The sequence below is a fragment of the Pseudomonadales bacterium genome (assembly GCA_024234615.1).
Classification (GTDB): Bacteria; Pseudomonadota; Gammaproteobacteria; order Pseudomonadales; family IMCC2047; genus JAJFKB01.
On sequence record JACKNY010000002.1, the window covers coordinates 39153 to 53079 of the forward strand.

Consider the following 13927-nt stretch of genomic DNA (forward strand, 5'->3'; position numbering starts at 1 on the left):
TGGCCCACCTGCAACCTCATGTTCAGCCGCCAATTTAACCAGCTCCTCAGCAGTAAAAAAGTTCGTATTCTGCTATCTGCATTCGTAGCTTTCGTGGGTTATGGTGCTTGGGCCTTTTATGCAAACCATGCCTACATTTTCTCTGTTAGCATAAAAGCTGCGCTGACTCAGGGTAGCTATAGTTTTGTGTTAACCCTCAGCATGACTTCGGTTATGGAGTTTTTGCATCAGGCGCTGGGCAAAGTAAGAACCAGGCTTCCTCTTACCATTCTCATTACCTGCCTATTCCTTTACATAACCTCGTGGGGAATCAACAAACTATTGAGAACACCTGAAATTTTGATGACGATATTACCCGGCATGATCATCGGTACTATCTATACATTTTCGTATGGTCTGGCACTTGAAAAGCTCTTAAAAAAGACACCCGCAATCAGTAATACCCCTTAACCTCGATAGTCTCCAGACTCGCATCCGAAACGGTATTGATCTCCGAAGACTGTTTTTGCGCAAGTAAATATTGCGTCATAATTTGCTCGTACTGGCGTACCTGCTGCACATAAAGCACAGGTTCGGAGCCCCGCGCATAACCATATTTCATAAATTTGTAATAACTTGGATCACTGAGCAAAGGCAGCGTCTCTTTGACGTCGTGCCAACGATAAGCATTACCACCAAAGTGGCGCGCCAGCTTTTGGGCATCGCGCAAGTGTCCTATTCCCACATTGTAAGCTGCCAATGCAAACCAAGTGAGATCTGGTTCCTCTATATTCTTACTTAAGCGGGATTTTAATTTAGCGAGATACTTGGCTCCTCCCATAATGCTTTGCTCAACATCAATACGACTTTTTACTCCCATGGCTCTGGCCGTTACCTGCGTCAACATCATCATACCGCGCACTCCGGTAGGACTCTTTGCATAAGGATTCCAGTGGGATTCTTGATAGGCTTGAGAGGCGAGCAACGACTCAGATAAACCAAAGGTTTGCGCTGCTACCTGAAAATAAGGCTGGTAGCTGGGATACAGGTTATTCAGCCGCCGCACAAAAGAAGAGGTATCAACGTAGTCGAACAGCTCTACATGGCCATAATATTGCTCTTGGATGCTGGCAATTTTCTTTGACGCCTCATAGCTATCTAGCCAAGCATTCGCCACCTCTTGTAGCTCTTCAGCACCTAGCGGTAACAGCCACGCAAGATTATCTTTATTGCCTAAATCGAATCGTACTTTTAATTCGGGGAAATAACGCTGGTTAATAGCGACAATATTGGAATCCAATACCGTACACTCAACTTGTTTGCGCCAGACGCGCTCCAACAGTTGTTCCGCACTGACTCCTTGCGTGGACTGCCAAGTTAAGTCCGGGTAATGCGTTTTAAGTTGTTCAAGCCTTTCTTCATAACTACTGCCCGCAATTACCGCCAATTCAACCTTTGGCAAATCCGCTGCCCGTCGAGGGCGAGGACCGCCACGGCGGCAAACTACTTGCTGACTCACCATTTGGTAGGGATGACTAAATAGAAAACGGCGTTTTCTTTCGTTCGTAACAGAAAGGCCAGCTGCTGCGATATCCCCCTCGCCCGCCGCAATGGCGGCAAGCAGTTCTGCAATACTGGTTTTTACCTGAAAATATGGCGTCACGCCCAAGGCCTTAGCAAAAGCGCGAACTAATTTATACTCCGGACCTGTTCTAACGCCATCTTTATCAAGGTAATAAGTGGTCGGGTTATTTTGTGTTAAAACCACCAACTTCTTACTACGCCTGATTTCTTCCAAACTACGAGCGTTGTTTTCAGGTAAAGGCAGATTGGTCACTAACAGCAACAACAAGAGGGCCAGCGTCAATAACGCTACACTGTCTATTCGAAAACGAGGCATGCTCCTCCCTCGCTATCCTGCTTTCCCACCATGGTTATCAACCTCTTACACCTACCAAGGAACTGTCAGTGTTCAGCAACAGACCGGTTAATATTATCTCAGTATGATCGAGAAGCCCACTTTTACAAATCCTTAAATTCACTCACTACTTGTTTAGCAAATAATCCTTAGCTGTATTAATTTTCGCTGCCAGATAGTTACTTCCACCCCTATCTGGATGAAATTTCTGAATAAGTTGCCGGTGCGCTTTAATAATATCGGCCTCAGCTACGGGTTCACGCAAGCCAAGAATATCCAAAGCTCTCGCCCGAGACATATCTTCTCCCATTTCATCAGAACGGCCTCCCGTTTGTTTTTCGCGCCACTGTTCACCGTAATAACGCGCCATGTAGGTTGCCAACAGTAAGGCAGATTCCTTGTCAGAACGCTGACATTCCCGGAGCAACGAAACCAACTGTTCTTTGTTTAATTCACTCAGACTTTTGCCCTGATGAGCCCCCTCCAAAATCGTCCCATTCATTTCACCCGTGGCCGAATTAAGCTCCATCCTAAAATATCGACATTCAACTTTGGCAAAAGAACCTGCATCATGCGAATGCTGTTTATTATTTCCACCTAACGCTGATCTGATGGATTTTATAATCGGCAAATAACGCAGTAGCGTCATTATTTTACTAACGAAAGGAATTAATGCTGCAATCAGCGCATATAACCAATGTAAGCGACCAGTGGCGACCAGCAGAGCCAGGCTGATAGCTAGTAATACGGCGCCCCAGTAGAGGAACTTCTTAGTAAAAGCCAGCGGGTTTCTGCGATATTGCCAGCGCAGAATGAAATACAGTAATGCCAATGTAACTAAGACTATCAGTGTGCGCACTTGGTAATACCTGCCCTCTATCACGGTAGGTCGGTTCTAAAAATATCAAAGCGATCTTGAAGAAAAAGGATTCAGATCGATCATCAGTAATGATGATATCGCAAAACTCAACAGTGGCCGTAAATATCAGTCATAAAAAACCCCGCTGGACGGGGTTTTTATTGGGCGCTCATGGTATAGGCGTAAAATCGGTTATGGAAGCTCTGTGCTACCCATAAGAAAGCGGTCGATCTCACGTGCCGCGCCGCGGCCTTCATTGATCCCCCACACCACCAAAGACTGACCACGACGACAGTCTCCTGCGGCGAATATTCCGGGTACGGAAGTACTGAACTGATCATATTCCGCTTTGTAATTGCTACGCGGATCCAGCTCTACTCCAAGCCCGTCAATTACTTCATGCTCAGGCCCAAGAAAACCCATCGCCAGCAATATCAGATCTGCTTCCCAAACCTTTTCACTACCGGGAATTTCCTCAAAGCTCATCTGACCGTTTTTGTTAACCCATTCAATATTAACGGTTTTTATACCTGTTACCTGGCCCTTTTCATTACCAATAAACTCTTTGGTTAAGATCGAATAGGTGCGCGGGTCTTGACCAAATTTTTCGCGAGCCTCAGCGTGCCCATAATCCACACGCATTATTTTGGGCCACTGTGGCCAAGGGTTGTCAGCAGCTCTATCATCCGGCGGTGTTGGCATTAACTCAAAATTAACCAGCGATTTACAGCCATGACGAATAGAAGTACCGATACAGTCTGTACCCGTATCACCGCCACCTACCACGATGACATGCTTATCTTTGGCAGAAATATAATTTCCGTCCTGCAAATTGGAATCCAGCAAACTTTTGGTATTGGCTGAGAGAAATTCCATCGCAAAATGAATGCCTTTCAACTCACGATTGGGCGCGGGCAAATCTCGTGGCTTAGTCGCGCCCGTTGCCAACAGCACAGCATCATTGTTTTGTTGCAATTGTTGCATACTGACCGCGTTATCACTGGTGCCGCCGACATTAGCATTGGTCACAAAGCTAACACCCTCTTCACGCAACAGATTAACACGGCGTTCCACCACATCTTTACCCAGTTTCATGTTAGGAATACCGTACATCAACAAACCACCGATGCGATCAGCCCGCTCATATACGGTTACCTGGTGGCCAGCACGATTCAGCTGCATCGCTGCGGCCAGTCCTGCCGGCCCGGAACCGACGATAGCAACTTTTTTGCCGGTACGTTGAGTCGGCGGCATCGCCTCGACCCAGCCTTCACTGAAAGCCCGATCGATAATCGCATTTTCAATATTTTTTATAGTCACTGCAGGGTTGGTAATTCCTAAAACACAGGCGCCCTCACAGGGCGCCGGACAAACTCGCCCGGTAAATTCCGGAAAATTATTGGTTTTATGCAAACGTTTAATCGCATCTTCCCAACGCCCGTGATAGACCAGGTCATTCCACTCAGGAATGAGATTATCGACGGGGCAACCTGTATCCGATTGGCAAAAAGGTACGCCACAATCCATACAACGAGAGCCCTGTGAGCGTAGGTGTTTTTCATCATGTTCGGTGTATAACTCGCCGTAATCCGCAATCCGAATCATGGGTTCCCTATAGGGTTCGGTCTTGCGTTCGACTTCGATAAATCCAGTAACTTTTCCCATAGCTAACTTTCTCTTGAAACCTGTTTATTGTGCGGAAGCAGAAACCACGCCATCGGCTGTCCCGACCCGTGATTGATTCTGTGTTTGAAGTTGCGCAAGTTTACGTTCTTCCAGCACCCGCTTGTAATCCACCGGCATCACTTTCACAAACTGTGCAAGTATCGTTTCCCAATTGGCCAACACACGCTCTGCCACAGCTGACCCGGTATAGCTTAGATGATTCTTAATGAGCTGTTTCAGCTCAGCGATATCTTCTTCCGCGTCGACAATTTCCAAATTGACCATGCCAGTATTACATTTTTCGTAAAAGTCATTGGCTTCATCCAGCACGTAAGCAATACCGCCACTCATACCTGCGGCAAAGTTCCAGCCCGTGCCACCGAGCACAACCACACGCCCACCTGTCATATACTCGCAGCCGTGATCGCCAACCCCTTCCACAACAGCACTTGCGCCACTGTTGCGAACACAAAAACGTTCTGCTGCAATACCTCTAAAGTAGGCTTCACCGGACGTTGCTCCGTACATTACGACGTTTCCGATCAGAATATTCTCTTCCGCTTTAAACGTGCTCTGCTTTGGCGGATAAACAATCAAACGACCACCGCTCAGGCCTTTGCCGACGTAATCATTGGTATCACCCTCAACTTCGATAGTAACGCCTTTCGCCAAGAAGGCACCCAAACTCTGTCCAGCCGAACCGTTCAATTTGATGTGAATGGTATCGTCCGGCAACATTGCCTCGCCCCATTTTTTAACGATTTGGTGCGACAACATCGTGCCAACCACACGGTTGATGTTGACCACCGGCAATTCCATTTTTACAGGCTGGCCTTTATCGATGGCTGGTTGCGCCAACTTGATAATCTCATTATCCAGCGCTAACTCCAGACCATGATCCTGCTGGATCACCTGATAAACCTGCACGTCTTCACGTGGTTTCTTCGCTGGCGCTAGAATCGAGGTTAAATCAATACCACTTGCCTTCCAATGCTTGACAGCCTTATCCATAACCAACAAATCACTGCGACCGACCATTTCATTAATGGTTTTGAAGCCGAGTTTTGCCATAATTTGGCGCAACTCTTCGGCGACCATAAAGAGGTAGTTCACCACATACTCTGGTTTACCACTGAATTTAGCGCGCAATTCCGGATCCTGGGTGGCAATCCCCACCGGGCAGGTATTTAAATGACACTTACGCATCATGATGCAACCCAAGGTAATCAGCGGCGCCGTCGCAAACCCAAACTCTTCAGCACCCAACAGCGCCGCTATTGCCACGTCACGCCCAGTTTTCAGCTGACCGTCAGTTTGAATAATCACACGCGAACGCAGGTCGTTCATCACCAAAGTCTGATGGGTTTCTGCTAAGCCCAATTCCCAGGGTAAGCCCGCGTGTTTAATTGAGGTGATCGGTGATGCGCCAGTTCCGCCGTCATGACCGGCAATGACAATATGATCCGCTTTCGCTTTAGTAACACCGGCAGCAATTGTTCCAACACCCATTTCAGACACTAATTTAACGCTGATACGCGCATCTGGGTTGGAGTTCTTCAGATCGTGAATTAATTGCGCCATGTCTTCGATAGAATAAATATCATGGTGCGGTGGGGGGCTGATCAACCCTACACCGGGGGTTGAATGACGTAACCGCGCGATATAGTCATCGACTTTACGACCCGGCAATTCTCCACCTTCACCGGGCTTCGCACCCTGTGAAATCTTAATCTGTATTTCATCCGCGTTGGCTAAGTACCAAGTCGTCACCCCAAAGCGGCCGGAAGCGACCTGCTTAATAGCAGAACGCTTGGAATCGCCATTTGCCATAGGGATAAAACGCTCGGCGTCTTCACCGCCTTCACCGGTATTGGACTTACCTCCCATACGGTTCATTGCGATCGCCAATGATTCGTGACTTTCCTGGGAGATCGATCCAAAACTCATCGCCCCGGTCGCAAAACGCTTAACAATTTCCTGTACCGATTCAACCTCTTCTAGCGGTATCTCCCTGTTAACCCCTTCTTTAAAGGTCATCAAGCCTCGTAGTGTACAGTTGCGCGTATTATGCGTATTAATTCGTTCCGCAAAACGCCAGTAGGCATTTTTATCGTTAGTGCGCGAGGCATTCTGTAGCTCTGCAATCGCCTGTGGATCCCACATGTGATGATCGCCACTGGCACGCCAATGCATCTCACCATTATTAGGTAACACGGGAATACGAATCTGCTCACGCGCGGGATAACCCAGCTCATGCCGACGCAATGCCTCTTGCGCCAATACATCAAAACCAACACCAGCAACACGGCTTACGGTGCCAACAAAACAGCGCTGAATGACTTCATCGGCTAAGCCGACAGCTTCAAAGATTTGCGCACCTTTATAGGATTGTAATGTTGAAATGCCCATTTTCGCCATAACCTTGAGCATGCCCTTGGCGACACCTTTACGATAAGCCGCAACAATTTTATCGTCATTGTCATACTTTTCGCCGGGTAGTAAACCATCGCGCTGTGCCTGCCAGAGCGCTTCAAACGCTAAGTAGGGGTTAATCGCATCTGCGCCAAAACCAATTAGCAAACAATGGTGGTGAACTTCGCGCGCTTCCCCAGATTCCAGCACAATACCAATTCGGGTACGTTCATGGCGTTTCACTAAGTGATGGTGAACCGCACCCGTCGCCAACAAGGTACTCACTGGCACACGATCCGGCCCGATATTTCTATCTGACAAGATGACTAGACTGTAATCATCCGCAATCGCTTGCGACGCTTCAGCACAAATTCTTTCCAACGCCTTCACTAAGCCATTATCGCCTTCAGCTTTTGCAAAGGTGATATCGATGGTTTTCGATCGCCACTGACGGTGATCCACATGCTTGTGATCGATGTGCTTAAGCGCGGCCATATCTTCATTGGAAATAATTGGGTGTGGAATCAGCAACCGATGTGCGTGCTCTTTGGTGGTTTCCAGCAAGTTCCCTTCCGGTCCGATGTAGCATTGCAGTGTCATCACCACTTCTTCACGAATAGAATCAATCGCCGGGTTGGTGACCTGGGCAAACAGCTGTTTGAAATAATCGTAGAGCATGCGCGGTTTGTCGGAAAGACAGGCCAGCGCCGAATCGTTACCCATAGAGCCAACGGGATCACGCAATTGCTTAACCATTGGTAACAGCATAAATTGTAACGTTTCGACGCTATAGCCAAAGGCCTGCATGCGCGGCAATAATGTCTCCGGCTCAAAGCCGTGCGGCTCTTCTTCGGTGTGTAGTTTGTCGAGTTCAAGGCGCTGATCATCCAGCCACTCACCGTAAGGACGACGTTTGGCGAATTCATCCTTCAACTCTTCGTCAGAAATCATCCGTCCCTGCTCAATATCGATCAGGAACATTTTACCCGGACGCAACCTACCCTTGTATTTCACATTGGCCGGATCAATCGGTACTACGCCAACTTCAGACGCCATAATCACATGATCGTCATGGGTTACATAATAGCGGCTGGGGCGTAATCCATTTCGATCCAGTACCGCGCCAATAAAATTACCGTCGGTAAAAGCAATAGAAGCCGGGCCATCCCAGGGCTCCATGAGCGCCGAGTGATACTCGTAAAAATCACGTTTGTGCTTAGGCATGGCTTTGTCATTTTGCCAGGCCTCAGGAATCATCATCATAATGGCCTCCTGCAAGGTACGGCCATTCATCAGTAAAAATTCAAGCACATTATCAAAACTGCCCGAGTCTGAGCAGTCAGGCTCAACCACTGGGAATAGATTTTTGAGCTGGTCGCCAAATAGCGCGCTTTTGGCCACCCCTTGGCGCGCCATCATGGCATTAATATTACCCTGCCGCGTATTAATTTCGCCGTTATGGCTCATAAAGCGGTTGGGTTGTGCACGATCCCAAGACGGGAAAGTGTTAGTGCTAAAACGGGAGTGCACCATCGCTAGGTGCGACTCATAATCTGAGTCCGTCAAATCCTTATAAAACAAAGACACCTGTGCGGTCGTTAGCATCCCTTTATAAACCAGCACTTTCGTGGACAGGCTACAAAAATAAAACATTTTGCCTTGTGCCAAGCTATCGCTACCACGCAGCTGATGGGTAGTTTTTTTGCGCAGCAGATAAAGCTTGCGCTCTAACTCATCACCGCTGAGACCGTTACCATCAGCGACAAACAGTTGTTCAATATGTGGGCGCGCAGCTAAAGCAGTCGGGCCAATGTCAGCACCCGGTGCATCCACTGGCAGTAACCGCCAGCCAAGTAATTTAAGATCCTGATCTTGGATAGCCTGCTCAACCGCAGCCTTACAAAAGTCCCTCTCTTTCGCATCAGTGGGCAAAAATAAATTGCCCGCCGCATAGCTGCCCGGAGTTGGTAATACAACTGATAAATCTTGCTGTGCCACTTTTGCAAGGAACCGATGCGGCAAAGTAGTCAGAACGCCAGCTCCGTCGCCAGTGTTTGCTTCACAACCACAGCCACCACGATGTTCCATCTGCTCTAAGGCATGGATGGCATCTACGAGAATCTGATGACTTGCTTTACCTTTAATGTGGGCGACAAAACCGACACCACAGCTGTCTTTTTCAAATTGAGGATCATAAAGACCCTGTTTTTGAGGTAGACCGAAAGCCTTTGTAGAGGTCATTTCGCTGGCCATACCGAATCTCCTTCTTGCGTCAATTGCTCGAAATACTACGTACGCTTTTATTGTTTTCTCAGCAGATTCTTTCGAATTTACCGTATTCAACCCCATAAAATTTCGTCAGCATTCCTTAGTTGGCTAAAATTCCTATAGCCAATTGTGCAGACAATTCGGGAGTCGACCACTTAGCGGAGCTAACAAATAACGTTTTTTTCGTTATTGTTCAACAAGTTAAATGCAACCAAGAATAAACTTGAAAGCCACAGGTTGTTGCGCGGTTTCACGCGGAGCGTAAGTTTACCATTACAATCCAAAAAGGTTAAGAATATTGCTCAAACATTCTTTTTCTGTATTAGAAGAAAAACAAACTCTTAATTAATGAAGAACGGCTCAATGCCCCAGATATAAAACAATATTGTCGCTTTAGCAAACGTCGCCAGCCGTTGCCGATAGATTGATAGTATCAGGTCCAGCCAACCTCGCCTCCCACGTAATACCAACGTCCCGCGACACGTCGGAAGATCGACTTTTCATGCATCAGTTTCACATCACCACTGGCATCATGGTAATAAGCATTAAACTCAACTTCGCCATCATCACCCTTTTGGAAACGATTGAGCACTTCCAGCTTAAGCCACTCACAACTTGGCTCGGATAACGCTTTTGCTGTTAAACCTTTGGCTGTTGCGGGAAACCAAGTTTTTAATAAATAGCCGCCATAACCACCTAATGCGTAAGCACTGTAGCGTGAGCGCATTAATTGTTCGGGTGTTTTCGCCTGCAGGCCCGCTTTGAGAAAACGTTCGCAGCACTTTTCTAGCGGTTTACCGCTACCACAAATGCAGAAATTATTCCTCTTTACCATATAACGACCTTAGCCTCTCTAACGAATAGCACTAAAATTATTCAGCTAAAATGCTATTCAACTGAAAATATAAGCCAATACTACGAAACATCATGCGTTTCGCCAAACTATGATTTCAAGAATGGTTTCGGGAACCTCCACCATGAATTGAGCTCTATATCCTGTCGGTATTTTACAGCCTCCAACATTGATAAAAGTCTCATGTTTCTTGACCAAATTCGAGGTGATTAATAATGAATTCTTTAAAATTAGCTATGGGTACACTTATTCTACCGCTCAGCTTGTTTATCGGCACACTCTATGCGGACGAAGAAAATCTTGGCGAACGCTGTATCAATCTGACACAAATCAAAAGTGTAGAGGTTCTCGATAACCAGCGTATTCTCTTTCGTATGCAGGCTGGTAAGCAGTTCATTAATATTTTACCTCATCGCTGCCCTGGACTGAGAAAGAACCAGCCCTTTATGTACCGCACATCTCTGTCACAACTCTGTGATTTGGATATTATTACCGTACTGGATACCGGCGGCTTCGGTTTGCGCCCATTAGGTTCATGTGGGCTGGGACGATTTAAAAATGCATTGGCAGCCGACTTGCTTCCTATCAAGGATGATTTAAAGGTCAGCAAGTAGCTTTTACTTTTTACTCAAGCAAGTATTTTTTACTTTATTGAAAGCTTTGCACTATCGAGCATATCGACTCTATCCATTACCTGAGAGAATATCCTTCGCTTGGTCATATACCTGCGTCTCAACCTCCATAATCCCGAGCAAGGTATGGAATATATTGTCGTGGGTAAAACGTTGCATGGCCTTCTTTCGAATCGCTGCTACATCTATGTGAAAACTATCACCAAACCACATCAGCGCTGCCACATGTTTTTGTTCATCCGGTGCCAAAGGGTACGGCAAGCCATGCAAATACAGCCCGTTATCCCCCAATGACTCACCGTGGTCACTGACATACAGCAGGGCGGGCTCGAACGCCGCAGCATTTGCCTTCAGCAGCCGGATCACTTCCGATAAAAAATAGTCGGTATAAAGGATAACATTATCATAGCTGTTGTTAATTTCTTCGGCGCTACAGCTTTCCAGTTGGTTGGTATTGCAAGTAGGTTTGAATATTTCGAAACTCTTTGGATATCGTTTGTAATAAGCTGGGCCATGATTTCCCATCTGGTGCAATACAATTAAGATATCGCCACTTTTGGTGCTATCGATATAGTCCTGTAACCCTGACAACATCCCCGCATCCCGGCATTCAGCATCACAATCAGGATTGGTTTTGGAACTCTTGAAGTCTTCATAGGTGACTCTGTCCGCCACCCCCTTCGAACTCGAATTATTATCTCGCCAGAGTATATTGACACCAGCGTGCTTTAATACATCAAGGGCATTTTCGGTCCCACTGGCTTTTGATTTCGTATAGTCGTCGCGCCCCAAATTTGAAAACATACAGGGTACGGAGATGGATGTTGATGTGCCGCAGCTGTAAAAATCTCCAAAGCTAACCACGTTCTCCTTTTCAAGCAGCGGGTTAGTTATTCTAGAGTACCCGTTCAGCGAAAATCTATCGGCCCGAGCGGTTTCTCCAACCACCATAACAACCAGCTCTCGATCAATATCGGTCAAAGGAATAGCGGCATCCTCACCAATAGTTTGAAGACTCAGCGGCTCATCATTCGCGGCAAAGCCTTTAGCGTATTTAATGGTCGCATAAATGAATGCCAGTGGATTGGTATAATACCTGATTTGTTTATGCTCTCTAATAAATGAGGCATAGCTGTCCCCAAAGGCCAGCATAACAGCACCAATGATAACCAATGACATGGCAATAGTTATCGATTTACCAATAACGCCGCGTCGTAAGGATGGATAAGCCATCGGCGCTTTCAGCACCAAAATCGCGGGTATCAGTCCGAGCAAAATGAAATAGAGCAAAAACCTTAGACTGAATAAATCCATGACTTCAGCGGTATCCGTTTCAATAGCATTTTGGAGCATGCTCTCGTCAATAATCGCGCCATAACTATCCATAAAATAACTTGCTAATGCAGCCAGCACGAGTATTACCGCTAAAATGGGCTTAGTTGTATATTTCGAACTAACCAAAGTTAACAAGGCTACAATGGCGGCAAACAGGAATACCGCCAGCGAACAAACAAAGTATATATTCGGCTCTGCTAGACCGTATACGTCAAAAACCTTCCTAAAAAATGTTTGGTTATAGAAGACCACCAAAAATGCCGCTGCCAGCGCAATCAACCTTTGTTGAGTTAGTACCAATTTAAACTTCATCTTTACTTAATCACTTTTTGACAACCAGGGATTCGTTCTGGAAAAACGGGGGTTCAATCCAACCTGACAAAGCATATAGTGAATATCTTAAGGGAAACTGATGAGCATCCTTGCTGGCTCTGAAACCATCACCTTAGGCAAAGATAATCAAAACTCACGACACGACAATGCTCGCAAAATTTACACATCCCAAAACCTTTTTATCCCGGACACTTGAGGCAGTGGAGCAATCCACTAATAGCTAATGACATAGAGTTCCTGTAAGCTGCACGCGCCGCCAGCATGGCGCTAAACAACACTATTTGCCGTATTAAGAGAATATTCTATGAGTTTTGCCTCCCTGGGGTTATCCGCCCCCGTTCTTAAAGCCATCGCCGAAGAAGGTTACAACACCCCTACACCGATTCAATTAGAAGCAATACCGGCCGTTATAGCGGGTAAAGATGTGATGGCGGCCGCGCAAACCGGCACCGGCAAAACGGCTGGCTTTACCCTGCCTATTTTGGATCGACTCTCGAAAGGCGAACGTGCGCAGCCCAACCAGGTACGTGCGCTTATCCTCACCCCTACCCGCGAGCTAGCGGCCCAGGTAGCAGAAAGTGTGGCAACCTATGGTAAACATTTACCACTGCGTTCGACGGTTGTGTTTGGTGGCGTCAAGATCAATCCGCAAATGATGAAACTGCGCAAAGGAGTAGATATTCTGGTCGCAACGCCGGGCCGCTTGCTCGACCTGTACAACCAAAATGCCGTTCGTTTTAAACAGCTGGAAGTACTGGTGCTGGATGAGGCGGATCGGATGCTGGATATGGGCTTTATCCACGATATTCGCAAAATTCTGGCACTCCTACCCAAGCAACGACAAAACCTGATGTTCTCAGCCACCTTTTCTAATGATATCCGTAATCTTGCCAAGGGCTTGGTAAACAATCCGGTTGAGATATCCGTGAGTCCTCGTAACACGACAGTGCAATCGGTGGGCCAGTGGGTTATTCCGGTGGACAAGGCTAAAAAGTCGGCATTGCTCACTCACTTGATCAAAGAAAACCAATGGGAACAGGTATTGGTTTTCAGTAAAACCAAACACGGCGCGAATCGCCTGACACGACAGTTGGAAACGCACGGAATCAATGCCGCTGCAATTCACGGTAATAAAAGTCAGGGAGCACGAACCAAAGCACTAGCGGATTTTAAAAATGGCGTTAGCCAAGTTTTGGTGGCGACTGATATTGCTGCTCGAGGACTGGATATCGATCAATTACCGCACGTGGTTAATTTTGATCTGCCCAATGTACCGGAAGACTATGTACATCGTATCGGTCGCACTGGCCGCGCAGGCGCCACTGGCGAAGCCCTGTCTTTGGTTAGCGCAGATGAATTTAAACAGTTATCGGATATCGAGCGGTTAATTCAAAATTTAATCCCGCGTAAGTTTATTGACGGTTTTGAACCCACTCACGATGTACCCGAGTCACGGCTGGGTCGCCCCGTCCGAGCCAATCGACCAAAGCGTACAAAATCGGGGCACCAGGATGGCCAGCGTTCCGGTGAAAATGCTCGCGGCCACAAACCAACGGGTAAAAACAAAAGACAGACAACTGGCAATAAAGCAACGGCTGACGCAGGCAAAAACCATTATCGGGGCAAACGAAATCAGCACGCTGCAACCAAATCTGGCTAACTCTCTCGCTCAC

9 protein-coding genes are annotated in these 13927 nt (G+C 47.0%); 3 read left to right on the forward strand and 6 right to left on the reverse strand.

The window, feature by feature from the left end; translation table 11 throughout:
* Positions 1–18 precede the first annotated feature (18 nt).
* Positions 19–450: a hypothetical protein gene (locus tag H6995_09390; protein MCP5215206.1), complete on the forward strand. Its 432-nt coding sequence runs from the start codon at positions 19–21 to the stop codon at positions 448–450.
* Here H6995_09390 and mltF read toward each other — a convergent pair.
* The 5 genes from mltF to H6995_09415 form a co-directional block, all read right to left on the reverse strand.
* Positions 434–1879, reverse strand: coding sequence for a membrane-bound lytic murein transglycosylase MltF (mltF, locus tag H6995_09395; protein MCP5215207.1), 1446 nt, complete (start codon positions 1877–1879; stop codon positions 434–436). The two genes, H6995_09390 and mltF, sit on opposite strands and share 17 nt — an antisense overlap.
* A gap of 145 nt (positions 1880–2024) precedes the next feature.
* On the reverse strand, positions 2025–2756 hold the full coding sequence (locus tag H6995_09400; GenBank protein ID MCP5215208.1) for a molecular chaperone DnaJ: 732 nt from the start codon (positions 2754–2756) through the stop codon (positions 2025–2027).
* 192 nt (positions 2757–2948) lie between these two features.
* Positions 2949–4421, reverse strand: a complete 1473-nt coding sequence (locus H6995_09405; GenBank protein MCP5215209.1) for a glutamate synthase subunit beta — start codon at positions 4419–4421, stop codon at positions 2949–2951.
* Between the two features lie 24 nt (positions 4422–4445).
* Positions 4446–9074, reverse strand: a complete 4629-nt coding sequence (gene gltB / locus H6995_09410) for a glutamate synthase large subunit (protein MCP5215210.1) — start codon at positions 9072–9074, stop codon at positions 4446–4448.
* Between the two features lie 460 nt (positions 9075–9534).
* On the reverse strand, positions 9535–9936 hold the full coding sequence (locus H6995_09415; protein MCP5215211.1) for an SEC-C domain-containing protein: 402 nt from the start codon (positions 9934–9936) through the stop codon (positions 9535–9537).
* 233 nt (positions 9937–10169) lie between these two features.
* Between H6995_09415 and H6995_09420 the strand changes: the two genes are divergently transcribed.
* The gene (locus H6995_09420; protein MCP5215212.1) at positions 10170–10568 is read left to right on the forward strand and encodes a hypothetical protein; all 399 of its coding nucleotides are present in this window, start codon (positions 10170–10172) and stop codon (positions 10566–10568) included.
* 69 nt (positions 10569–10637) lie between these two features.
* On the opposite strand, the gene H6995_09425 is transcribed toward H6995_09420, so the two are convergent.
* Positions 10638–12233, reverse strand: coding sequence for a phosphoethanolamine--lipid A transferase (locus H6995_09425; GenBank protein ID MCP5215213.1), 1596 nt, complete (start codon positions 12231–12233; stop codon positions 10638–10640).
* Positions 12234–12558: 325 nt separating this feature from the next.
* Between H6995_09425 and H6995_09430 the strand changes: the two genes are divergently transcribed.
* Positions 12559–13914, forward strand: coding sequence for a DEAD/DEAH box helicase (locus H6995_09430; protein MCP5215214.1), 1356 nt, complete (start codon positions 12559–12561; stop codon positions 13912–13914).
* The last annotated feature ends 13 nt before the right edge of the window (positions 13915–13927 follow it).

Coding starts and splice junctions, on each gene's coding strand:
- H6995_09390 (MCP5215206.1), top strand. CDS start 19: ATGTTCAGCCGCCAATTTAACCAGCTCCTCAGCAGTAAAAAAGTTCGT.
- mltF (MCP5215207.1), bottom strand. CDS start 1,879: ATGCCTCGTTTTCGAATAGACAGTGTAGCGTTATTGACGCTGGCCCTC.
- H6995_09405 (MCP5215209.1), bottom strand. CDS start 4,421: ATGGGAAAAGTTACTGGATTTATCGAAGTCGAACGCAAGACCGAACCC.
- gltB (MCP5215210.1), bottom strand. CDS start 9,074: ATGACCTCTACAAAGGCTTTCGGTCTACCTCAAAAACAGGGTCTTTAT.
- H6995_09415 (MCP5215211.1), bottom strand. CDS start 9,936: ATGGTAAAGAGGAATAATTTCTGCATTTGTGGTAGCGGTAAACCGCTA.
- H6995_09420 (MCP5215212.1), top strand. CDS start 10,170: ATGAATTCTTTAAAATTAGCTATGGGTACACTTATTCTACCGCTCAGC.
- H6995_09425 (MCP5215213.1), bottom strand. CDS start 12,233: ATGAAGTTTAAATTGGTACTAACTCAACAAAGGTTGATTGCGCTGGCA.
- H6995_09430 (MCP5215214.1), top strand. CDS start 12,559: ATGAGTTTTGCCTCCCTGGGGTTATCCGCCCCCGTTCTTAAAGCCATC.